The organism is Microbispora sp. NPDC049125 (assembly GCF_040802045.1).
Lineage (GTDB): Bacteria > Actinomycetota > Actinomycetes > Streptosporangiales > Streptosporangiaceae > Microbispora.
Genome location: NZ_JBEZDW010000005.1, coordinates 219,865 through 240,583, shown reverse-complemented (window position 1 = coordinate 240,583; position 20,719 = coordinate 219,865). Strand labels below are relative to the sequence as shown.

Sequence of the window (20,719 nt, the reverse complement as noted above, 5' to 3'; positions counted from 1 at the left end):
ATCTTACCCGAGGGCACCATAAAACGATCATGAACAGTGAGACGGTGCTGCACATGACCGCGGCGACGTGGCACGATTCTGCTGTGCTCCCCTACGCCGCCTATCTCCGCGTGTACGAGCCGCTGACCGCTTTCGCCCCCCAGGACCAGGCGCGGTGGGCCCGGTACGCCGAGTCGCGCGACCGGCCGCGCCGGGCTGGGGCGCTGGAGGTCGAGCACGGCGAGTCGGTCCGCCGGCTGCTGTGCGTGCCCCCGCTGCCCGCCCCGGAGCGGGAGAGCCCCAACGCCTACCTGCGGCGGGTCGAGGAGACGCTCTACGTCTGCCCGTGGCAGAGCAGGCTGCGATCCTGGCTGGCCTTCGCCGAGTTCCGGGGCGGCATACCCGTCAAGCTCGCCAGCCGGTTCGTCCCCCAGGCGATCGCCGAGCAGACGGCGGACGACTTCGACCGGTTCAAGCGCCGGGAGCAGTCGCTGCGCACCCACATCAGGACCAGCACGTGGCACGTCCCCACCTCGTGGTTCGTGCCGTTCGACTCCAAGGAGCGGTGGCTCGTCCTCGGCTCGGAGCAGTCGGCCGAGCAGTCCGCCGAGCCGGCCGCCCCGGCGACCGCGGCGCCGCCCCGCAACATGCTCTACGTCACCTCGATGGCGCAGGCACGCCGCCGGGTGGCGCGCGCGCTCGTGGTGATCCGGCGGCACGTCGGCCACGTCACGGCCCTCACCGAGGTGGAGGAGGTGGGCCGGTGGCTGGAGGAGTTCCACCCCCACTCCCTGGTGGAGCTCGACTACGGCGGGCTCGTCCACCTGATGGACGACGCGACCCTGCAGGGCGACCAGTCCGTGGCGGAGGTCTCGACCGCTCTCGCCAGTTTGGACAACGGTCAGGAAGAACTTGCCTTCGCGATGTACCAGCGGGTCATCCTCCGCTGGAGGGCGATAAAGAACCTGGAAACGGCAAACTGATCGTCATCAACAGGTTCTGACCTGCAGAATCTGGTCACGACATAGTCGATCTCACATCTACGAACTGAGTAGTTTGCCGTTTTCACTGCGATACCACGAAACGTGTCGCTAGAATCACCGAGCGTGACATCAACCCGTGGTCGAGACGTTGCGCCCAGAGGGCTCGCCAATCGCACTACGTGGCTGTATGGTCACATCGGGTGATGCCGTAAATGGTCCTAGAAACCGCACGTTTTTGATCATTTACGGCATCCGTGGCAAGCGCCAGACAAGTCGCAGGATCGCTGCCGGCGGTCCACACGGAGGAGAGGCCGCACACATGTCAGCTCGTACACCCGAGGCCGAGCCACTGCTCACCCCGGCGGAGGTCGCAACCATGTTCCGCGTCGACCCCAAGACCGTGACCCGGTGGGCGAAGGCGGGCAAGCTGACGTCCATCCGCACGCTCGGGGGCCACCGGCGTTACCGGGAGACGGAAGTCCGGGCGCTGCTCGCGGGGATTCCGCAGCAGCGGTCCGAGTAGGACGTGGCCGTCGCCGCGCCAGGGGGGAAGTACGGCGCGCTCGCGTCGCGGATGTGAGCGCGTCCACCAGTGTCACTCCCGTGGCCGACACGGGCCACGGGACGGTCCGGGGCCCGGCGCCGCCCGCCCGGCGCCTCCCCGCCTATCGGACCGCCCTCCTCGCGGCAGGCCGCTCCTTCCGGGGCTCGGGCAGCAACGTCCGCAGCAGCCCCTCCACGTCGCCGTCCTGCCCGGCCGCCGCCCTCAGGAGCGCGACCATCTGGTCCATCAGCAGGCGCTCGAGCGTCGCGCGGTCGATGTCCCGGTGCTCCAGCCAGTCGAGCCCCGCCGTCTCGACCGACGCGACCCATGATCTGAGCGTGATGCGCAGCGCCGGCCCGGGGGCGGTCACCCGCATCTCGTTCATGATCAGCCACAACATGCGCCGCCGTACGCCGTCGACGATCTCGCCGATCTCACCTGTCCGGTTGGCCGGGCCGCCTCTGAGCAGCGCGGCGAACCCGGCCGCGTGCTCCTCGACGAAGTCGAAGTAGCGCGTGAGCCCCCTCGCCAGCTCCTCCAGAGGGCCGCCGCCGCCCTGCGGCCTGAGCCGGGCCTCCAACTCCTCGGCGGCGCTGCGCAGCGCCGCCACGTAGAGCTCCTGCTTGCCGCCGAAGTAGTGGTAGACGAGCGCCCGAGACGCGCCCGCGAACGCGGCGACGTCGTCGATCGAGACGTCCTCCGCGTCGTGCCTGCTGAACAGTTCGAGTGCGGCAGCGATGAGCTCCTCCCGCCTCCGGTCGACGCTGAGTCTGCGCCGTGCCGGCCGTGCGCCGTCCTCCGCGTGGGGTGTGGCACTCACACCTCGAACCCTAGCGGGTGGAGCCCCCGGCGAGGGGGCGGGCCGGATCAAGAGATCCCCCGGGAACGGCCTCTCGGTGCATCGCCGTTCCCTTCGTACGGCTAGCCTTCCCAACGCCCGATTAAGAGGAACGAAAGCGCGTTAGGGCGATCAACCCGTACCCTCTGGGCAACTCGATCGTTTGGTGTGTCAGGTGCACGTCCACGCATCGTGGGGAGAACCATGTCAGGACCGTCCATGCAGACCACTGCCCGGAACCACGTCGGGGTGCCGCTACCCGACGGACTGTCCGATGGGTTCAGCCCACGGCCACGTCCGACGATCCGGAACGTGGCCGAGCGGGCCGGCGTCTCCAAGTCGCTGGTGTCCCTCGTGCTGAGGGGCTCGCCCCACGTCAGCGAACATCGCCGTGAGGCCGTCCTCCAGGCCGCCAGAGAGCTCGGCTACCGGCCCAACGCCGTGGCCCGCAGCCTGGTGGAGGGGCGCACCCACCTCGTGGGCGCACTCGTGGCGGATCTGCACAACCCGTTCTTCGCCGAGTTCCTCGACGGCCTGCAGGAGAGCCTGCACGGCGACGGCCTGCGCCTGCTGATAGGCAGCGGCCGCTGGGACCCGGCCTTCGAGGACGAGGCCGTGGAGGCCTTCCTGGAGTTGCGCGTGGACGGGCTGGTCCTGCTGGGCGTGGCGCCGTCCAGCGACACCCTGGCCGAGGCGGCGGCGTACACGCCCACCGTGGTGGTCGGCGAGCGCGACGTCGAGCTCGACGGCGTCGACATCGTCGTCGACGACGACCAGCTGGGGGCGCGCCTCGCCGTCGACCACCTCGTCGAGCTGGGCCACCGGCGCATCGCCCACATCGAGGGCACCCCCTCGTCAGCGGCCCGCTGCCGCTGCGAGGGCTACCTGGTGGCCATGCGCCGCCACGCGCTGGCGCCGTACATCATGGTCGAGCACGGCGACTTCACCGAGGAGGGCGGACGGCGGGCGGCGCTGGCCCTGCTCCAGCGGGAGCCCCGGCCGACCGCGATCTTCGCGGCGAACGACATCGTGGCCATGGGCGTGCTCACCGCGGCCAGCGAGCTTGGCCTGCGGGTGCCCGAGGACCTGTCGGTGGTGGGATACGACAACACCCACCTCGCGGCCGTGAACCACATCTCGCTGACCAGCGTGGACCAGCCCAGGCGCGCGATGGGACGGTCGGCCGCCGCCCTGCTCAGCGACCGGATCACCGAGCCCGGCAAGGTCGCCAGGCTGCGTCAGGTGACCCCGCAGCTGGTCGTACGGCGCAGCACCGGCCCCGCTCCAAGCGAGGCTCAAGGCTAGGTCAACCCCCGACGTGTCCCCTCGCGGGCGGTGTTTACTCGAGCCGTGACGCCGGCCCCCCGGCGGGTCGCGACACAGGGAGACCCGCCCAGGCCGGTGACCGCGTATTCGCGAGAATCGGGGGGATTCATGCGTGATCCTGAATTGGTCTCCTGCGCCCAGCGCGCGGCAGGCGAACTGGAGCGGGCCTGGGCGCACTGGCGCGAGACCCGCGGGCTGAGCGGCGAGGACGTCGCGGAGTCGGTGGCCAGCTACGTCGCCCACTCCATCGACCACCCCTGGGGCCGCCCCAGGGTGGTGCTGGGGCTCGACGCCGAGGACGCCCGCGAGCTGGCCGCGCTGCTGCACCGGCAGGAGCTCGCCGAGCCCGCCTGGGTCGGTCGCTTTCCGGCATAACGGTCAGGTCACGAGCGCTCTCCGCGTAAGTTGGGTGCCGACACACCTCCGCGAAGGGACTCCAGCGTGATCAGTCGACCACTCGCCGCCGCAGTCCTGGGCCTGTGCGGTCTGGGATCCGTCGCCTGCGGCGGCGCGGGCGCGTCGAACGGCGCGGCCTCCGGTCCGGAGACATCCGGGGCGTCCGCGGCACCCGCGGCATCCGCGGCGGACACGCGGACGGCGCCGGCCACGCCCGGCAGTCCCACCTCCCGTACGGCGAGCGCGTCGTCCGCCCGCACCAGGCCCCTGGCCGGCAAGGTGGTCGTCATCGACCCCGGCCACAACGGCGGCAACTGGCGGCATCCCGAGATCATCAACAAGCAGGTGAACATCCTCACCCAGCGGAAGGCCTGCGACACCACGGGCACGTCGACGAACGACGGCTACAGCGAGTCCGCGTTCACCTGGGACGTGTCCAACCGGCTGGTCAAGCTGCTCAAGGCGCAGGGCGCGACCGTGAAGCTGACCCGCCAGAACAACACGGGCGCCGGGCCGTGCATCATCGAGCGGGCGGCCATCGGGAACCGCGCCCACGCCGACGCCGCCATCTCGGTCCACGCGGACGGCGCGGCCTCGAGCGCGCACGGATTCCACATCATCATGCCGAAGAAGATCGGCGGCCCGGTGGACCCGGTGGTCAACTCCTCCCGGCGGCTGGGGATCACGATCCGTGACGCCTTCCACTCCGGGACCGGCCTGCCGTACTCGACGTACATCGGCAGGAGCGCGCTGAACTACCGGAGCGACCTGGGCGGGCTCAACCTCTCCACGGTTCCCAAGATCTTCATCGAGTGCGGGAACATGCGCAACGCCGCCGAGGCGGGCAAGTTCAAGGACCCGGCGTTCCGCCAGCGCATCGCCGCTTCGCTCGCGAAGGGCATCGAGCGCTACCTCGGCTGACCTCCGTCAGCGCTCAGCCCTCATCGGAGCCGCCACCAGGCCGCATCGCCACCGGGTTGAGCGCCGCGCCCGGTCCGGAGGCGGCCGAGGGCGGTGATGACGGCTTTGGCATCATCTGGGCATGGATCACCTCCTTCCCCGGCCTCGATCGGCCGAGACGGCGCCGGGATCGTTCGAGCTCCTGCCCGGCGCCGTCGTCCGCGGCCCCGCTCCCCTCGCCGACTCCGTACGGCTCGCGCTGGCCGTGCTCGACCTGGCGGTGCTCGATCTGGGCACGGGCGACGCCTCCGGCGCGGCGGTGACGGTGGAGGAGAGCCCCGGCCTGGGCCCCGAGGCGTACACCCTGACGATCACGAGCGGCGGAGTGCGGATCGCGGCCGGAGACCGGGACGGCGCCTTCCACGCGGGGCAGACGCTGCGGCAGCTGCTGCCCGCCGACGCGTTCCGGTCGGCGCCGCTGCCCGGGACGCGGTGGATCCTTCCCTGCGGGCGGGTGGAGGACGCTCCGGGGTTCTCCTGGCGCGGCGCGCACCTCGACGTCGCGCGGAATTTCCTGCCGAAGCGGGAGGTCCTGCGGCTGATCGACCTCCTGGCCGTCCACAAGCTCAACCGGCTGCACCTGCACCTGGCCGACGACCAGGGGTGGCGGGTCGAGAGCAGGACGTTCCCGCTGCTCCACGAGGTGGGCTCACACCGCGAGCGGACCATCACGAGCTATTACGGCGAGGACCAGACCTTCGACGGGACCCCTCACGGCGGCTACTACACGCTCGCCGACCTGGCGGAGATCGCCGCCTACGCGCGTGCGCGGGCCGTCACCGTCGTCCCCGAGATCGACGTGCCGGGGCACGCCTCGGCGATCCTGGCGGCGTATCCGGCGCTCGCCGCACGGCCCGGCGACGGCTACCGCGTGCTGGACCGGTGGGGCATCGCCTCCGCGATCCTGTCGCCGCTGCCCGCGACCGTGGACTTCCTCACCGCGGTGTTCGACGAGATCGTCTCCGCGCTCGGCGGCGTGCCGTACTTCCACATCGGCGGCGACGAGTGCGTCCTGGACGACTGGACCGCGTCGGCGGAGATCTCGGCGTACCAGGCGGAGCTGGGCCTGGAGACCACGGGCGACCTGCATGCCTGGTTCCTGCGGCGGCTGGCGGACGGGCTCGCGGAGCGCGGGGCCCGCGCCGTCGTGTGGGACGAGGCCTTCGTCAGCGGAATGCTCAGGCAGGACACGATCGTCATGCCCTGGCGCGGGGAGCACGTCGCCCGCCGGGCCGCCGCGGCGGGGCACGAGGTGGTCGCGACGCCGGTGTTCCCCCTGTACTTCGACTACGCGGAGGCGTCGTCGGCCGAGGAGCCGATCGGGATCGGAGACGCGATCACCGTCGCCGACGTGGCGGCCTTCGCGCCCGCGCCGGCGGACTGGACGCCGCCGGAGCGCGAGCGGGTGATCGGCGCGCAGTTCCAGCTGTGGAGCGAGCGCATCCCCGACGGCCGCACGCTGGACTATCGCGCCTGGCCGCGTGGCTGCGCGGCCGCCGAGGTCACGTGGACCGGCGGGCCCGCGCAGGAGGGGTTCGCGGGCCGCCTGGAGACCCATCTGGAGCGGCTGGACGCCTTCGGCGTGGAGTACCGCCCGGTGTCAGGGCCACGGCCGTGGCAGCGCGGCGGCACCGGGTGGCGGCGCCACCGGCCGAGTGTGGTCGCGGTGCACGACGTCATGCGCCATCTCGACGAGCTGAGCCGGTCGGCCGACTCCACCCGGCCCAGCATGTGACCGGACCGGCATGTGACGGGACCGGCATGTGACGGGACCGGCATGTGACCGGACCGGCATGTCGCAGGCCAGGCATGTGGCCGGCCCGGGATGCGAGGGCCCTGGGATGTGAGCGGCCGGGAATGTGGGGCCCTGGGATTTCGAGAGCCGTCAGCCTGCGAGGGCGTAACCGGCTTCCTCGACGGCCCGCCGTACGGCGTCGTCGGTGACGCCCTCGCCGCTGACCTCCACCCTGCCGCTGGCCAGGTCGACCTCCACCCCGGTCACGCCGGGAATCTCGCCGACCTCCTCCTTGACGGAGCTCACGCAGTGGCCGCAGGTCATGCCCTGGACGGTATAGGTCTGCACAGTCGTGATCCTTTCAGCTGAGGGAGGGGATTCAGGCGGTCCTGCCGACGACGTCACGGACCGACGCGTACCCGTGGCGCCGCAACCGGCGGGCGAGCCCCCGGTGGATCCGGTACGGCCACAGCGGCCCCTCGTAGATGAGCCCGGTATAGCCCTGGACCAGCGTGGCGCCGGCCAGCAGCCGCTCCCACACGTCGTCGAGGTCCTCCACGCCGCCGACCGAGACGATCGTGAGCCGGTCGCCCGCCTTCTGGTGAAGCCTGCGCAGAACCTCCAGCGACCTGGCCTTGAGCGGCCGCCCGGACAGGCCTCCGGCCTCGGTGCTCGCGACGCCCGCGCGGCTGATCGTGGTGTTCGTGGCGATGATCCCCGCCAGGCCGAGCCCGGCGGCGAGCTCGGCGACGGCGTCGATCTCCTCGTCCGGAAGGTCGGGCGCGATCTTGACCAGCAGCGGGGTGCGTCCGGCGGCGTCCTTCACGGCCGCCAGCAGCGGCCGGAGCCGGTCCACGGCCTGGAGGTCGCGCAGCCCCGGCGTGTTCGGCGAGCTGACGTTGACGACGAGGTAGTCGGCGAAGGGGGCGAGCGTCCTCGCGCTCGTCACGTAGTCGCGGACGGCGTCGGCCTCCGAGACGACCTTCGTCTTGCCGATGTTGACGCCGACGACGGCCGGGACGCTCCGGACCCTGCGCAGCCGCCGCGCCGCCGCCGCGGCCCCGGAGTTGTTGAAGCCCATCCGGTTGATGATCGCGCGGCTCTCCGGCAGGCGGAACAGCCGGGGGCGCGGGTTGCCGGGCTGCGCGTGCGCGGTGATCGTGCCGACCTCGACGTGACCGAAGCCGAGGGCCGCGAGCGGCGCGACGCACCCGGCGTCCTTGTCGAATCCCGCCGCCAGCCCGAAGGGCCCCGGGAAGTGAACGCCGAAGGCCTGCACCCGCAGCGACTCGGCGCGAGGCGCCAGCAGCCGGTGCAGCAGCCGCGTGACCGGCGGCAGCATACCGAGCAGGCGGAGCAGCCTGATCGTCAGATGGTGGACGGCCTCCGCGTCGAAGCGGCTCAGGACCTGCGTGAACACGAGTCGATACATCGACGCAAGACTATCGTCTGCCGCGGTCGCGGAGGGTCTCAGGCTCGGCCGGCCCATGTTCGGGAAGGCCCAGGAGACCGTGGCGGGTCTCCTGGGACTCCATCGACCGCGGGAGGCCGGCCAGCCACGGCCGAGGCCGCCGGCGGGCTCCGGCCTCAGACGACGTGGTCCGGATTCGGGACATTGCGAGCACTCTGCTCGCCCAGCAGTTCCGCGGCGAGCTCGGAGACCTTCCGCCGGCTGTCCCTGGCCTGCTTGCGCAGGCCGGTGAACGCCTGTGACGCGGTCAGGTCGTGCTTGCCCATGAGGTAGCCGATGGCGCGTTCGATCACGATGCGGTAGTCGAGCGCGTACTGGAGCTGGTCGGCGAGCACGGCCTTCTCGTCCGCCTCGATGGAGGCCACGAGCACCTGCTCGATCACGTGCGCGTACGCGTGGAGCGCCTGGGTGTCGGACTCCTGCCAGTCGTGCGGCTGGTCCTGGTAGACGTTCAGCGTGCCCACCGGGACTCCGCCGAGCCTGATGGGCACGCCGGCGACGGCCCTCACCTCGGGGTGCAGCAGGTCGGGCAGGCCCGGCCAGCGCGGGTCCTCGCGCACGTCGACCGTGGTCACCGCCGTGTCCCCCGCGTAGGCGGCGACGCACGGCCCCTGGGCCATCACCGCCTGGGCACGCTCCAAGCTGCGGCCACGCTCGTCGGTCGCGAACAGGTAGCGGAGCGTGCGATCCTCCTCGGCGAACATCAGCCCGGCGCCGGAGTATCCGAATAGCCGGTCGACGACCTGCACGATCCGCTCAAGGTGGTGCACGATCCCGGTCGCCGACCTGTCCTTCTGCAGGCGCCGCATGCTGGCGACAAGAGCTTCAGGATCGATGTGGGTCATTCCGTATCCTCTCGTGAACCTCACCTCAGCACCGGCATGACCGTGGAGAGATGGCGATTCGGCCATCACAACTGCCCGTCTTGGCCGCGTTCAGTCCTGGTCTCGGCCAGGACCTGGAGAACGATGACCATCAGCTCGCCCAGGCACGAGCCGGCCTCCGCCTCGGCGCTGTCCCAGACGCGGCCCGCGCGGGCATAGAAGTCGAGGACGCCGATGAGCTCCGAGCCCTCGACGAGCGGTACGGACAGAACGGAATGGACGGGAAGGGCATGCACGGCCACGTGGGGAAACCCCAGGGGGCTCGCGGCATGCAGATCGTGTATCGCGACGAGGTCGCCGTGAGCGGCGCTCTCTATCGCGGGGCCATCGCCCACGGACTCCTGGGCGGACTCCAGCGAAACGCCGTCGTCGTCGGTCGCGCCGACGGCGCGCAGCCGGTCCTGTCCGTCGAGCAGCATCAGGGCGGCACCGTCGACCCCGAAGAGATCGGCCATGCCGACGAGCACGTTTTCAAGAACTGACGACACATCCGATGTCATCGCGAGGCCATTCCATGACGAAGAGGCCGCGGACACAGGGCGGATTGCCCCTAAGCCTAGTGGGCCCCCAGAGGTTCCGGCCATGCGGTGCGGCCTGTTCGCCACGCCGCCGGAGGATACGAGCACGGCTCGCCTTCCCCTGAGGTGGGTGGGAAAGGCGAGCCGTGGTGTGGAGGAGGCATATGTGAGAAAAGAGCCATATATGGACGCGAAGCGGGAGCGAGTCGGGCCCGGATCGCGCGAGGGTCCCCTCGCCGGGGGCGTCGTCAGCGCTTGGCCTTCTTGCCCTCCGGGGTCACCGCGTACCACTCGCCGCCGAAGTCCTTGACGTCCTGCCCGGTCGTGTCGCCGGCCTTCTGGTCCTTGGCGTAGTAGTACAGCGGGTGCTTGTTGTAGGTGACCTGCGTGCCGCCGTCCGCCCGCTTGAGCGTGCCGAGCAGATCGCCCCGTACGCCCTGACCGGCCTGGGGCGGACCGGAGGTCAGCACCGGCGGCCACGCGGCGGCGCACGCATCCGTGCAGGTCGTCCGGCCGTCCTTGTCCTTGGTGAACAGGTAGACGGTGCGCCCCTCCACCCCGGCCAGGATCGTGCCGAGCGGAGTGCGCGCGACGACGATCGGCACGGCGCCCGCGGGGGTGAGCAGGATGGTCGGCGTGGGTGAGGCCGAGTAGCCGGGCGTCCCCACCGACGTGGACTCGGTGGGGGACTCGGTGGCCGTCGTCTCGGCCGAGCCGGTGGGCTCGTTGTGCTCGTCGGCCGCGACGCGACCGGCGGAGCCCTGCTCACCGGCGCTGCCGCAGCCGGACACGAGCAGGCCGGCCGCCACCGCGGCGGCGGCGTACAGCAGTTTGGTCATCTTCAGCCTCCAGGGATGTGGGCGATCGCGTCCCAGGAGACACGCGGCGACGCGGGGGCCGCCGCCGAGACGTCGAATTCAGGGACATCCCTTTGCCGTGCCGTGGGACCTCCATGGGGCGGGCGTTGTGGCGGCACCCTCACGACGGCCCGGTACGCTCCGTCCCCGGCGGCGTTCACTCACGTCCGAGCCGGCCCTCGGAAGGCGGTACGCGGCCGGATCACCGGGAAGCCGTAGGGGTGGGGACACGACCTCGGATCGCCGACACAGAAATCGGCGAGGCCCTCCTGCCCCGTCCAGGGAGGCGGGCGATGCGATGCTGAGAGCCTCTGGCACCGCGGCCGTGATCGCCTGACCTGCGGCGAAGGCGGTGTTTCCGGGTTTTCCGATCGCGTGACGACAAATCGCGCGATCAAGCAATCATGTGACGGACAAGGAGCATCCCGATGACGGAGCGTACGAACCCACGGCCCGTGGAACCGTCCGACCTGAAACGACGCATCGGCCGTACGGGAGTGTGGCTCTCGTCGCTGTCGCAGGAACCCGCCGCGCGGGTGCGCGGCGCCGCCGCCGAGATCGAGCGGATGGGCTACGCGACCCTGTGGATCGGTGAGACGCCCTCGTCGCGTGAGGCGTTCACCCATGCCGCGCTGCTGCTGTCGGCGACCGACAGCATGCACATCGCGACCGGCATCGCGAACGTCTGGGCTCGTGACGCGGTCGCGGCGGCGAACGCGGCCAAGACGCTGGCGGAGGGGTGGGACCACCGCTTCGTGCTCGGGCTGGGTGTCAGCCACGCGCCCCTCGTGCGAAGCCGCGGCCACGACTACAGCTCTCCGCTTGAGTTCATGAAGGACTATCTCGACGCGATGGACCAGGCCGCGTTCGACGCGCCGCTCACCGAGACGCCACCGCGGCTGCTGGCCGCCCTGCGCCCGAAGATGCTGGAGCTCGCGGCCGAACGTACACAGGGAGCCCATCCGTACTTCATCCCGGTGGAGCACACGGCGCGAGCGCGGGCGATCATGGGATCGGAGGCCGTCCTCGCCCCCGAGGTGGCCGTCGTCGTTGAGACCGACCCCGGCCGGGCGCGCGCCGCGGCCCGGCGGTACGCGGAGGTGTATCTCGGCCTGCCCAACTATGTGAACAACCTGCGTCACCTGGGCTTCTCGGACGCCGACTTCGAGAACGGCGGCAGCGACGCGCTGATCGACGCCGTCGTCCCCTGGGGGGACCCGGACACGATCGCCGAGCGGGTGCGGGCGCACCACATGGCGGGCGCCGACCATGTCTGCGTCCAGCCGATCGCGGACGATGTCGAGACGCAGCTCGATCACCTGCGCCGGCTCGCTCCCGCGATCAACGGCTGATCGCGGTGGTCGCGATGCCGCAGGGTCCGCGCGGGCAGGTGCCCGGGAGCGGAGAGGGAGCGTTCACCCCGCCAGACCCCACCGGACTGGAGGCGTGGATCCGGCAGGTCCTCAGGCTCGCCGGTCCACGGGTGTCCACGTCGATGCCACCGCTCCCTTCCGCCGCCCATCCGGGGGAGGAGTGCCCGCCGTCCCGGGAGTGACGCCCACGTCAGCCCAGCGTCGGCCCACGGCAGGTCACGTCAGCCACGTCAGCTCCCGGTCAGCCCGGGCCGGCCGGGCCGCGGCGGACCTGCTCGGCCAGCCGTTCCAGGCTCTCGTCGAGGGCCTTCTCCACGGCGTCGGCCGGAGGAACGTGGCGCTCGTCGAAGAAGGACAGGTGGACGGTCACGTCGCTGCTGTCGTCGGCGATGCCCGCCACCTGCAGCCATCCGGCGTACCTGTCGTCGTCGCGGGTCCCCCACTCCATCCGGAGCTGGTCGCGCTCGGCCCGCAGCAGCGCCCGGGCGTCCTCGCCCGTGCCGTCCTCGTGCACGGTCACCGCGGGCGGCTCCCCCGCCTGCACGTGCAGGTCGCGCGGCATCCACAGGTCGAGCCTGCCGATGTCGCACGCCTCGTCGAAGACATGATCCGCTGAGGCCGGCATCCTGCGGGACCGCTCGAATTCCGTCATCGTCGATCACTCCTCGCTCTCTCGGGTCATCCGGTCCCTACCCATGGCCACCGCGTCAATCCGGTATCCACCGTTGACGCCTCCGGCTGTGCACGCGAGAAGGTCAACTCTTGATTGCGTCAAGAGTTGACGGTAGAAAGAGACTGTGCACGAAGAGACGTCAGAAGACACGTTCTTCCGCGAGCTTGGCGGCTTGTGCGCCGAGCTGCGACAGGCGTTCGCCCGGCACGTGGGCATGAGCCCGCAGCGAGTGCAGGTGCTCATCCGCCTGCGGCGCGACGGCGAGACCAGCCACAGCGATCTGCGCCAGGCTCTGGGCGTCGACGGTGCGAGCGTCACCCGGCTGGTCAAGGAGTTCGAGGCCGAAGGGCTGGTCAGGCGCCGTCTCGACCCGGCGGACAACCGCTACACCCTGGCCGCGCTGACCCCCCGCGGCGAGCGGGTGGCGAGCGACCTGGAGCGATCGCACCAGGCGTACCAGGAGCGGCTGCTCGCCGGCGCCACCGCACAACAGCAGGAGATCGTGCTGGACGTCCTACGGCGCGTCCGCGCGAACATGACCGGCCAGGAGGGCCGATGACGGACGAAGTGCGGGCCGCCGCGTTGCGCATGTACGCGGCGTTCAACGCCTACGAGCACACCGCCACGGACAAGATCTTCACACCGGACTTCTTCAGCCATCCTCTGGGCACCACGGGACCGGAAAGCGTCACCCGGTCCTGGCAGCGGTTCCACGAGACCTTCCCCGACGCGCAGGTCGTCGTCGAGGACATGGTCGTCGAGGGGAACACCGCCGCCGTCCGCACGAGCGTGCGGGGCCTTCCCGGGCAGGAGCCACCGACCATGCTGGAGATCTTCCGGGTGCGCGACGGGCGTATCGCCGAGCTTTGGGGCCTGTCCTCCCTGCGCCGCGACCCCTGAGGCCGGCCCGAGCCGCCCGGCGCCGGAGCACGTCCGGGTCGCCGGGAGCGGCGGGGCACGGCACCCCCGGCGAGAGCGCGGGCACCTCCAGGACGTATGGTCCGGTGCATGACGGATCATTACGATGTCGTGATCCTCGGCGCGGGACCGGGCGGCTACGTCGCAGCGGTCCGGGCGGCCCAGCTCGGGCTCAGCACGGCCGTCGTCGAGGAGCGCTACTGGGGCGGCGTCTGCCTCAACGTGGGATGCATCCCCTCCAAGGCGCTGCTGCGCAACGCGGAGCTCGCCCACCTGTTCACGCACGAGGCCAAGGCGTTCGGCATCCGGGTGGACGGCGAGGTGACCTTCGACTACGACGCCGCGTTCCGGCGCAGCCGCAAGGTGGCGGAGGGCCGCGTCAAGGGCGTCCACTACCTCATGAAGAAGAACGGCATCACCGAGTACGACGGGCGCGGCACCTTCACCGACCCCCACACGATGCAGGTGGAGGGCGCGGGCGGCACCACCACGGTGACGTTCGACCACTGCGTCGTCGCGGCGGGCGCGACCACCCGGCTGCTGCCGGGGACGACGCTGTCGGAGCGTGTCGTGACGTACGAGGAGCAGATTCTCAGCGAGAAGCTGCCGGAGAGCATCATCATCGCCGGGGCGGGCGCCATCGGCGTCGAGTTCGCCTACGTGCTGCACAACTACGGCGTCAAGGTGACCATCGTCGAGTTCCTCGACCGCATCGTGCCGCTGGAGGACGAGGAGGTCTCAGCGGAGCTCGCCCGCCGCTACCGGCGGCTCGGGATAGAGGTGCTGACCTCCACCCGCGTCGAGTCCATCGACGATCCGGGCGACGACTCGGGCGACAAGGTGCGTGTCACGGTGACCCGGGGCGCCGAGACGCAGACCCTCGAAGCGGACAAGGTCATGCAGGCCATCGGCTTCCAGCCGCGCGTCGAGGGCTACGGGCTGGAGCACACCGGCGTACGGCTCAACGGGCGCGGAGCCATCGAGGTCGACGGGCGATGCCGGACCAGCGTGCCGCACATCTTCGCGATCGGCGACGTCACGGCCAAGCTCATGCTCGCGCACGCGGCCGAGGCGATGGGCATCGTGGCGGCGGAGACCATCGGGGGCGCGGAGACGATGGAGCTCGACTACGTCATGATCCCCCGGGCCACCTACTGCCAGCCGCAGATCGCGAGCTTCGGCTACACCGAGGAGCAGGCTCGCGAGCAGGGCTTCGACGTGAAGGTGGCGAAGTTCCCCTTCACCGCGAACGGCAAGGCGCACGGCCTGGGGGACGTCACCGGATTCGTCAAGATCCTCAGCGACGCGAAGCACGGCGAGATCGTGGGCGCCCACCTCATCGGCCCCGAGGTCACCGAGCTGCTGCCCGAGCTGACGCTGGCGCAGCAGTGGGATCTGACCGTCCACGAGGTGGCACGCAACGTGCACGCGCATCCCACGCTGGGCGAGGCGGTCAAGGAGGCGATCCACGGTCTGGCCGGCCACATGATCAACATGTGAGGCTTCAGGACCGGGTGACTCATGGGCCTGGGTGAGTCAAGGCCAGGACTCAGGCCGGGGACTCAGGCCAGGTGAGTCGGGACGGGTGAGTCGGGACGGGTGAGTCGGGACGGGTGAGTCAGGGCCCGGGAAGGAGCCTCGCGATGCCGATCCCCACCCCGCCGCCCTCGCGAGACCGGGCCGGCGTGTCCCGATCGGCCCCGCTTCGGACCGCCCCGCTTCGGACCGCCTTCCTTCGGACGGCCGTGCGGTGGGCCGGCCGGCCCCGGGTGGTGGACGTGACGGTCACGGCGGCCGTGGCGGCGGCGACCCTGTGGCCTTCGCTGAGCTGGGCGTCGGGCGGGTGGTGGAAGGTCGTGCTCGCGCTCGCCGCCTCCGTGCCCCTGCTGTGGAGGCGGCGGGCACCCGTCCGCGTCGCCGTCCTCGTGGGGGTGGCGACGACGGGCCTGTCCCTCGCGCAGGCGATGCCGCCCCTGCCGTACGGAGCTCTGGCCGGCACGTACACGGTGGCCGCGCTCAGTCCCCTGCGCTGGCAGCTTCCGGCCGTCGCCTGCTGGGCGGTCTCGCTCGCGGTGTCGTTCGCCGTGCCGGGGGAGCCGCTCGACTCCCTTGGCTACGTCGGGATGGCGTTCGTCACCGCGTACGCGCTGGGGATGGGCGCACGGGCCCACCGGGCCGAGGTCGCCGCGCTGGAGGAGCGCGCCCACCGGCTGGAGGAGGAGAGCGCGGCCGCGGCGGCGCGGGAGCGGGAGCGGATCGTCCGCGACATGCACGACATCCTCACCCATTCGGTCGGCATGATGATCGTGCAGGCCGAGGCCGGGGTGCTGACGGTCCGCCCCCAGCCGGACCGGGCGGAGGCGGCGTTCGAGGCCATCGGGCGGACGGGGCGGGAGGCCGTCGGCCAGCTCCGTCACATCTTCGGTGTGTTGCGCGCCGGCACCGCCCGCGTGGAGCCCTCGCCGGGGCTGGACGACCTCGACCGCCTGGCCGAGCAGGTCAGGCGGGCCGGCCTGACGGTGACCGTAGAGTCACGCGGCCCGGCGCGCCCCGTCTCCGCCGAGGTCGGCGTGACGGCCTACCGGCTGGTCCAGGAGTCGCTGACCAACGTGGTCAGGCACTCGGGGGCCACCGAGGTGCGGGTACGCCTGGACTGGTCGCGCGACGAGCTGCGGATCGAGGTGGCCGACGACGGACGTGGCCAGGACGGCGGCCACGGCCCGGCCGCGTCAGTCGCACGCCGGACGGCGGAGTCCCGCGGCGGGCACGACGCGAAGGGCACAGGAGACGGGCACGACCTGGAGGGGACGGGCGGCGGGCAGGGGCTGGCGGGCATGCGGGAACGGGTCACCGCCTGCGGTGGTACGGTGCGGGCCGGGCCCGGCGGCGCGGGCGGGTTCACCGTCGTCGCGTCACTGCCGATCGGGCTCCCGGCCTGAGAGGTGAGCCGCTGATGCTTCGCGTCCTCGTCGCCGACGACCAGGACCTCTTCCGCGGCGGCTTCTCCATGATCTTGGATGCGCAGCCCGGCATCACGGTGGTCGGGGAGGCATCCGACGGGGCCGAGGCCGTGCGCGCGGCCGTCGAGCTCCGCCCCGACCTCGTGCTGATGGATGTCCGCATGCCGCGCATGGACGGGGTCGAGGCGACCAGGCGTATCTGCGCGTCCACCACTGCGCGTGTCCTGGTGCTGACCATGTTCGACCTGGACGAGTACGTGTACGCCGCCCTGCGGGCGGGGGCGAGCGGCTTCCTGCTCAAGGACGCGCACCGGGACGACCTGGTCGGCGCGGTCCGGGTGGTCGCGGCCGGCGAGGCGTTGCTGGCCCCCTCGGTGACCCGCCGGCTCATCGCGAGCCTGGCCCGGACGGGCCATGCCGTACCGCGCCTGGAGGCGCGGCTCGGCGAGCTGACCCTCCGGGAGACGCAGATCCTGGCGCAGGTGGCGCGCGGGCTGTCGAACGCGGAGGTCGCCGCCGAGCTCGTGGTCAGCGAGCACACGGTCAAGACCCACGTGAGCAACATGCTGGCCAAGCTGGGCCTGCGGGACCGGGCGCAGGCCGTCGTCTTCGCGTACGAGTCCGGTCTGGTCGTCCCGGGGGCCTCGGATCGGGAGTGAGGGCGTCGCCCTCAGGAGTGAGGCCGGGTTCACTCCCGGCGGCGATCCCCTCCTCGCCTGTCGCGGGCAGCATCGGAGCCCCACCCTGTGAGGAGCCCGATGCGCACGAACCCCAATCCCACCCGTCTCACCGCGGCGGCGGTGCTGGGAACGGGCCTGTCGGCCGGTCTGCTGTACTTCGGCACCGGCCTGGACCCGATTCCCTGGCTGACCTGGATCGCGCCCCTGCCCGTGCTGCTGCTCGCCCCGAGGGTGTCCGCCTTCGGGGCGGCCGTCGCGGCACTGACGGCGTGGACCGCCGGCGGGCTCGGCATGTGGAGCCTGTACCGCGACCGGCTGGAGCTGCCGCTCCCGCTCGCACTTCTGAACCTGCTCACTCCCGCTCTGGTCGCGGCCGTCGCCGTGCTGACGTTCCGGGCGCTGCTGCGGCGGGCCCTGCCGGCACTGGCGGCGGTGGCGGTGCCGGCGATCTGGGTGAGCGCCGAGTACCTCGTCGCCGTCCTCACCCCCAACGGCGCGATCTGGACTCTGGCCGCCACCCAGGCCGACCTCGTTCCGGTGCTCCAGATCGCGGCGATCACCGGCGCGTGGGGCGTCTCGTTCCTGGTCGCCGGCCTCCCGGCCGCTCTGGCGGCGGCGGTCTCGCCCTGGCCGCCCGGCACAGCGGGGTCGCGGTGGGTGGGGGCCGGAGCCGTGGTCGTAGTGATCCTGGCCGCCGGAGCGGGAGCCGTACGGTTGAGCCTGGCGGCGCCGCACGGGCCCGCGCTGACGGTGGCGATGATCGCCTCCCGGCAGCAGGACGACTGGGCGCCGATCGACACCCCGCGTGGCCGGGAGCGGCTCGGCGAGGTGGTGACGCGCGTGCGTGCGCTGCCGCCGGGAACCGGCGCCGTCGTGCTGCCGGAGGGGGGCTTCGTCACGACGTCGGCCCGTCTGCCCCTGATCACGGCGCCGCTGGCGGCACTCGCGCGAGAGCGGGGTCTGGACATCGTCGCGGGGGTCATCGTCACCGACGCCAACTACAACGCCGCGATGTTCTTCCCCGCTTCAGGAGGGGCTCCGGCCGTCTACCGCAAGCAGCACATGGTGCCCGGCGTCGAGCCGTACACACCGGGCGACCGGCTGCTCGTGCTGCCCGGCGTGGGCGTGGCGATCTGCAAGGACCTCGACTTCCCCGAGCTGGCCAGGCAGTACCGGAGCCGCGGGGCGGAGCTCATGCTGCTGCCGGCGTGGGACTTCGACGTCGACGGCAGGCAACACGCGCGGGTGGCGCTGATGCGCGGTGTGGAGAACGGCATGTGGCTCGTGCGCGGCGCCGCCGACGGCGAGCTGACCGTCTCCGATCCGTACGGACGGGTCGTGGCCGCCGCCTCGACGACGGGACACGCGCCGACCACGCTCACGGCCACCATCCGGACGGGTGGAGCGGACACGTTCTACACCCGCGCCGGGGACTGGTTCGCCTGGCTGTGCGTGGCGGCGGCCGTCCTGGCACTCGCCGTCGCCGGGCGGCGTCCGCGCGGGGAACGACGTGGGCGGGGCGTCACTCGCTGAGCCCCGCCACGGTGGCGGGGACGATGCGATAGCCCCGCTGGAAGACGAGGTTGTGCAGGTCGGCGGTGACGATGGCGCGCAGGGTGGGAAGCTCGGCGGCGGCCTGTTCGGGTGTGAAGACGTTGAGCGGCCAGTCCCCCACCGTGCCGCCCCTCAGATGCGGATGGTGGAACCCGGCGCCGTAGAAGGCGCGGATGACGATGGGGTCGACGCGCGCCGCCCGCTGCTCCGGCCAGGAGAGCTCCCACACGGCGCTGACGCCTCCGTTGGCCGCGCGAACGCCGGTGGCGGTCGTGCGACCCGTGCCCAGCAGCAGATGGGTGTCGATCTCGCCGAGCGCCTGCCGCGCGACCGGATCGAGCAGGTCGGCGGCGGCGGCGAAGAGCAGCCCTTTGTCGCTCCTGGTGACCGCGCCGCCATGGGTGTCGTCCCGTAGGTCGGCGAAGTGGCGCAGCAGCGCCGAGGTGTGTCCGAGGTGGGCGTCGTTCATCTCTGCCTTCCACATGGTGTCCGTGCCTGCCCGGAGGTCCGGCGCGTGCCGTGCCGCCCCTCCGCTCCGAACCGCAACAACGGACGGGCCTTGATCCGTACCGCCGTACCGGCCGCGCGTGGCAGGTCAGGAGGGGTAGGCGGCGGTCTTGACGAACGCGACGCGGTCCAGGGGGACGGCTGTGCCGGTGTCGTCGACGAACGCGACGCTGAGCAGGCGGCCGTCGTCCACGGCGCGACGCTCGACGGTGGGTCCCCCGTCCAGCGGACGGTGCGCGTCACCCCACTGCTGGAGCGCGCCGAGCACCACGCGGAGCTCCTCCCCCGCCGGGGTCGGGTGGTATCCGTACCGGATCCGCGCCCCGGGCTCACGGTAGGGCCGCTTCTCGAGCACGCCCGCGGCGACCAGGGTGGCGAGCCGATCGCTCAGCACGTCCGGGGCGACGCCCAGCTGCTCGCGGAAGTCGGCGAACCTCGTCACCCCCGCCAGCGCCTCGCGCAGGATCACGAAGGTCCACCGCTCGCCGAGCACCTCCAGGGTCCTGGCTATCGAGCACGTCTGCTCCGTCTGCCCTGCTCCAGCAACGTTCACCGCCATGTCGTCATTTTATCCCGCTGGGTTGCCACAACCAATCCAGGCAGCTAAGTTGGGAAAACCTACACAGCATGAGGAGCAGACACATGGGCATCGAGAACTCCGTCGCACTGGTCACCGGGGCCAATCGCGGGCTCGGCCGCCACCTGGCCGCCGCGCTGGTCGAGCGGGGCGCGGCGAAGGTCTACGCGGCGGCACGCAACCCCTCCACCATCGACCTTCCCGGCGTGCACCCGCTGCGGCTCGACATCACCGACCCCGAGCAGGTGGCCGCCGCGGCGGCCGCGGCCGGGGACACGACCCTCCTCATCAACAACGCGGGGATCTCCACCGGAGCGAGCCTGCTCGGCGGCGATCCCGCCGACATCCGGCTGGAGCTGGAGACGAACTTCTTCGGCACGCTGAACATGACGCGCGCCTTCGCGCCCATCCTCACCGCCAACGGCGGCGGCGCGGTGCTCAACGTCCTGTCGGTGCTTTCATGGCTGCACATTCCGCCGTACGGGGCCTACAGCGCGGCCAAGACCGCCGCGTGGTCGCTGACCAACTCGCTCCGTCTCGAACTCGAACCGCTCGGCGTCTCGGTGGCCGCCCTGCACGTCGGCTTCATGGACACCGACATGGCCGCCGGTGTCGACTCCCCGAAGTCCGACCCGGCCGTGGTGGCCGCGGCGGCGCTCGACGGCGTCCAGGCCGGAGCCCGCGAAGTCATCGCCGACGATTTCAGCCGCCAGGTGCGGAGCTCCCTGTCCGCCGACCTCGAAGCGTTGTACCCGAGGCAGGCGGCGACGGCCTGACCACCACGAGCCCGGAGCCGGTTCAGAGGCGGCATACGCGCGGGCTATGGCCCTGGATAATTATGGCCGGGGATTTGGGGCGGACCCAATTGCCGGCGGTCACGACCGCGTTTTCGGCTGCCCAAGGCCGGGCACCTTAAACACGACGAGATTGCCGGCTCCAAACCTCATGTAACAAAGCCAGACGCCTCCGGTCACGCGGACCGACCG

General features: G+C 71.5%; 23 protein-coding genes. 14 read left to right on the top strand and 9 right to left on the bottom strand.

The annotated features are described in order from the left end of the window. Positions 1-29: 29 nt before the first annotated feature. Positions 30-962, top strand: a complete 933-nt coding sequence (locus AB0B72_RS08715) for a hypothetical protein (protein WP_367737989.1) — start codon at positions 30-32, stop codon at positions 960-962. A gap of 319 nt (positions 963-1,281) precedes the next feature. Further along, complete coding sequence (gene bldC / locus AB0B72_RS08710; RefSeq protein WP_013133571.1) at positions 1,282-1,485, top strand: developmental transcriptional regulator BldC; 204 nt, start codon at positions 1,282-1,284, stop codon at positions 1,483-1,485. 142 nt (positions 1,486-1,627) lie between these two features. Here bldC and AB0B72_RS08705 read toward each other — a convergent pair whose 3' ends face one another. Continuing rightward, on the bottom strand, positions 1,628-2,326 hold the full coding sequence (locus AB0B72_RS08705) for a TetR/AcrR family transcriptional regulator (RefSeq protein ID WP_367737988.1): 699 nt from the start codon (positions 2,324-2,326) through the stop codon (positions 1,628-1,630). A 222-nt stretch (positions 2,327-2,548) separates the two neighbouring features. Between AB0B72_RS08705 and AB0B72_RS08700 the strand changes: the two genes are divergently transcribed. The 4 genes from AB0B72_RS08700 (at position 2,549) to AB0B72_RS08685 (ending at position 6,761) form a co-directional block, all read left to right on the top strand. Beyond that, positions 2,549-3,649, top strand: coding sequence for a LacI family DNA-binding transcriptional regulator (locus AB0B72_RS08700; protein WP_367737987.1), 1,101 nt, complete (start codon positions 2,549-2,551; stop codon positions 3,647-3,649). A 129-nt stretch (positions 3,650-3,778) separates the two neighbouring features. Continuing rightward, positions 3,779-4,045, top strand: coding sequence for a hypothetical protein (locus AB0B72_RS08695; RefSeq protein ID WP_367737986.1), 267 nt, complete (start codon positions 3,779-3,781; stop codon positions 4,043-4,045). Between the two features lie 66 nt (positions 4,046-4,111). Continuing rightward, positions 4,112-4,987, top strand: a complete 876-nt coding sequence (locus AB0B72_RS08690; protein ID WP_367737985.1) for an N-acetylmuramoyl-L-alanine amidase — start codon at positions 4,112-4,114, stop codon at positions 4,985-4,987. Between the two features lie 121 nt (positions 4,988-5,108). Continuing rightward, complete coding sequence (locus AB0B72_RS08685; RefSeq protein ID WP_367737984.1) at positions 5,109-6,761, top strand: beta-N-acetylhexosaminidase; 1,653 nt, start codon at positions 5,109-5,111, stop codon at positions 6,759-6,761. Positions 6,762-6,911: 150 nt separating this feature from the next. Here the strand turns inward: AB0B72_RS08685 and AB0B72_RS08680 are convergent, their stop codons facing one another. From AB0B72_RS08680 to AB0B72_RS08660, 5 genes are all read right to left on the bottom strand, one after another. Further along, entirely contained in the window at positions 6,912-7,109 is a 198-nt protein-coding gene (locus AB0B72_RS08680) for a heavy-metal-associated domain-containing protein (protein ID WP_367737983.1), read from the bottom strand. A gap of 31 nt (positions 7,110-7,140) precedes the next feature. After that, positions 7,141-8,193: a quinone-dependent dihydroorotate dehydrogenase gene (locus tag AB0B72_RS08675; protein ID WP_367737982.1), complete on the bottom strand. Its 1,053-nt coding sequence runs from the start codon at positions 8,191-8,193 to the stop codon at positions 7,141-7,143. A gap of 155 nt (positions 8,194-8,348) precedes the next feature. Beyond that, complete coding sequence (locus AB0B72_RS08670; RefSeq protein ID WP_367737981.1) at positions 8,349-9,077, bottom strand: GAF and ANTAR domain-containing protein; 729 nt, start codon at positions 9,075-9,077, stop codon at positions 8,349-8,351. Between the two features lie 65 nt (positions 9,078-9,142). Next, positions 9,143-9,616 carry a GAF domain-containing protein gene (locus AB0B72_RS08665; RefSeq protein WP_367738055.1) on the bottom strand — a complete coding sequence of 158 codons (474 nt, stop codon included), beginning with the start codon at positions 9,614-9,616 and terminating at the stop codon, positions 9,143-9,145. A 266-nt stretch (positions 9,617-9,882) separates the two neighbouring features. Further along, entirely contained in the window at positions 9,883-10,473 is a 591-nt protein-coding gene (locus AB0B72_RS08660) for a hypothetical protein (protein ID WP_367737980.1), read from the bottom strand. Between the two features lie 446 nt (positions 10,474-10,919). Here AB0B72_RS08660 and AB0B72_RS08655 point away from each other — a divergent pair, with 446 nt between their 5' ends. Continuing rightward, the gene (locus AB0B72_RS08655) at positions 10,920-11,843 is read left to right on the top strand and encodes a TIGR03620 family F420-dependent LLM class oxidoreductase (RefSeq protein ID WP_367737979.1); all 924 of its coding nucleotides are present in this window, start codon (positions 10,920-10,922) and stop codon (positions 11,841-11,843) included. A gap of 262 nt (positions 11,844-12,105) precedes the next feature. Here the strand turns inward: AB0B72_RS08655 and AB0B72_RS08650 are convergent, their stop codons facing one another. Beyond that, positions 12,106-12,516, bottom strand: coding sequence for an SRPBCC family protein (locus AB0B72_RS08650; RefSeq protein WP_367737978.1), 411 nt, complete (start codon positions 12,514-12,516; stop codon positions 12,106-12,108). Positions 12,517-12,661: 145 nt separating this feature from the next. Here AB0B72_RS08650 and AB0B72_RS08645 point away from each other — a divergent pair, with 145 nt between their 5' ends. From AB0B72_RS08645 to AB0B72_RS08620, 6 genes are all read left to right on the top strand, one after another. After that, the gene (locus tag AB0B72_RS08645) at positions 12,662-13,096 is read left to right on the top strand and encodes a MarR family winged helix-turn-helix transcriptional regulator (protein WP_367737977.1); all 435 of its coding nucleotides are present in this window, start codon (positions 12,662-12,664) and stop codon (positions 13,094-13,096) included. Continuing rightward, positions 13,093-13,437 carry an ester cyclase gene (locus AB0B72_RS08640; RefSeq protein ID WP_367737976.1) on the top strand — a complete coding sequence of 115 codons (345 nt, stop codon included), beginning with the start codon at positions 13,093-13,095 and terminating at the stop codon, positions 13,435-13,437. The genes AB0B72_RS08645 and AB0B72_RS08640 overlap by 4 nt, the downstream gene beginning before the upstream one ends. A 108-nt stretch (positions 13,438-13,545) precedes the next feature. Beyond that, positions 13,546-14,955 carry a dihydrolipoyl dehydrogenase gene (lpdA, locus tag AB0B72_RS08635; RefSeq protein ID WP_367737975.1) on the top strand — a complete coding sequence of 470 codons (1,410 nt, stop codon included), beginning with the start codon at positions 13,546-13,548 and terminating at the stop codon, positions 14,953-14,955. A 278-nt stretch (positions 14,956-15,233) separates the two neighbouring features. Beyond that, positions 15,234-16,394 carry a sensor histidine kinase gene (locus tag AB0B72_RS08630; RefSeq protein ID WP_367737974.1) on the top strand — a complete coding sequence of 387 codons (1,161 nt, stop codon included), beginning with the start codon at positions 15,234-15,236 and terminating at the stop codon, positions 16,392-16,394. A gap of 14 nt (positions 16,395-16,408) precedes the next feature. Continuing rightward, on the top strand, positions 16,409-17,074 hold the full coding sequence (locus AB0B72_RS08625; RefSeq protein WP_367737973.1) for a response regulator: 666 nt from the start codon (positions 16,409-16,411) through the stop codon (positions 17,072-17,074). A 99-nt stretch (positions 17,075-17,173) separates the two neighbouring features. Continuing rightward, positions 17,174-18,628: a nitrilase-related carbon-nitrogen hydrolase gene (locus tag AB0B72_RS08620; protein WP_367737972.1), complete on the top strand. Its 1,455-nt coding sequence runs from the start codon at positions 17,174-17,176 to the stop codon at positions 18,626-18,628. Here AB0B72_RS08620 and AB0B72_RS08615 read toward each other — a convergent pair. Both AB0B72_RS08615 and AB0B72_RS08610 read right to left on the bottom strand, forming a co-directional pair. After that, positions 18,618-19,118 carry a hypothetical protein gene (locus AB0B72_RS08615; RefSeq protein WP_367737971.1) on the bottom strand — a complete coding sequence of 167 codons (501 nt, stop codon included), beginning with the start codon at positions 19,116-19,118 and terminating at the stop codon, positions 18,618-18,620. The two genes, AB0B72_RS08620 and AB0B72_RS08615, sit on opposite strands and share 11 nt — an antisense overlap. A 126-nt stretch (positions 19,119-19,244) precedes the next feature. Further along, entirely contained in the window at positions 19,245-19,715 is a 471-nt protein-coding gene (locus AB0B72_RS08610; RefSeq protein ID WP_367737970.1) for a winged helix-turn-helix transcriptional regulator, read from the bottom strand. 83 nt (positions 19,716-19,798) lie between these two features. Here AB0B72_RS08610 and AB0B72_RS08605 point away from each other — a divergent pair, with 83 nt between their 5' ends. Then, positions 19,799-20,509 carry an SDR family oxidoreductase gene (locus AB0B72_RS08605; RefSeq protein WP_367737969.1) on the top strand — a complete coding sequence of 237 codons (711 nt, stop codon included), beginning with the start codon at positions 19,799-19,801 and terminating at the stop codon, positions 20,507-20,509. Positions 20,510-20,719: the final 210 nt, after the last annotated feature.

Excerpts from the sequence above, each read along its gene's own strand:
- AB0B72_RS08660 (WP_367737980.1), bottom strand. The coding sequence starts at position 10,473 with ATGACCAAACTGCTGTACGCCGCCGCCGCGGTGGCGGCCGGCCTGCTC.
- AB0B72_RS08665 (WP_367738055.1), bottom strand. The coding sequence starts at position 9,616 with ATGACATCGGATGTGTCGTCAGTTCTTGAAAACGTGCTCGTCGGCATG.
- lpdA (WP_367737975.1), top strand. The coding sequence starts at position 13,546 with ATGACGGATCATTACGATGTCGTGATCCTCGGCGCGGGACCGGGCGGC.
- bldC (WP_013133571.1), top strand. The coding sequence starts at position 1,282 with ATGTCAGCTCGTACACCCGAGGCCGAGCCACTGCTCACCCCGGCGGAG.
- AB0B72_RS08650 (WP_367737978.1), bottom strand. The coding sequence starts at position 12,516 with ATGACGGAATTCGAGCGGTCCCGCAGGATGCCGGCCTCAGCGGATCAT.
- AB0B72_RS08670 (WP_367737981.1), bottom strand. The coding sequence starts at position 9,077 with ATGACCCACATCGATCCTGAAGCTCTTGTCGCCAGCATGCGGCGCCTG.
- AB0B72_RS08625 (WP_367737973.1), top strand. The coding sequence starts at position 16,409 with ATGCTTCGCGTCCTCGTCGCCGACGACCAGGACCTCTTCCGCGGCGGC.
- AB0B72_RS08715 (WP_367737989.1), top strand. The coding sequence starts at position 30 with ATGAACAGTGAGACGGTGCTGCACATGACCGCGGCGACGTGGCACGAT.
- AB0B72_RS08610 (WP_367737970.1), bottom strand. The coding sequence starts at position 19,715 with ATGGCGGTGAACGTTGCTGGAGCAGGGCAGACGGAGCAGACGTGCTCG.
- AB0B72_RS08695 (WP_367737986.1), top strand. The coding sequence starts at position 3,779 with ATGCGTGATCCTGAATTGGTCTCCTGCGCCCAGCGCGCGGCAGGCGAA.
- AB0B72_RS08685 (WP_367737984.1), top strand. The coding sequence starts at position 5,109 with ATGGATCACCTCCTTCCCCGGCCTCGATCGGCCGAGACGGCGCCGGGA.
- AB0B72_RS08700 (WP_367737987.1), top strand. The coding sequence starts at position 2,549 with ATGTCAGGACCGTCCATGCAGACCACTGCCCGGAACCACGTCGGGGTG.
- AB0B72_RS08655 (WP_367737979.1), top strand. The coding sequence starts at position 10,920 with ATGACGGAGCGTACGAACCCACGGCCCGTGGAACCGTCCGACCTGAAA.
- AB0B72_RS08615 (WP_367737971.1), bottom strand. The coding sequence starts at position 19,118 with ATGAACGACGCCCACCTCGGACACACCTCGGCGCTGCTGCGCCACTTC.
- AB0B72_RS08620 (WP_367737972.1), top strand. The coding sequence starts at position 17,174 with ATGCGCACGAACCCCAATCCCACCCGTCTCACCGCGGCGGCGGTGCTG.
- AB0B72_RS08640 (WP_367737976.1), top strand. The coding sequence starts at position 13,093 with ATGACGGACGAAGTGCGGGCCGCCGCGTTGCGCATGTACGCGGCGTTC.
- AB0B72_RS08675 (WP_367737982.1), bottom strand. The coding sequence starts at position 8,193 with ATGTATCGACTCGTGTTCACGCAGGTCCTGAGCCGCTTCGACGCGGAG.
- AB0B72_RS08605 (WP_367737969.1), top strand. The coding sequence starts at position 19,799 with ATGGGCATCGAGAACTCCGTCGCACTGGTCACCGGGGCCAATCGCGGG.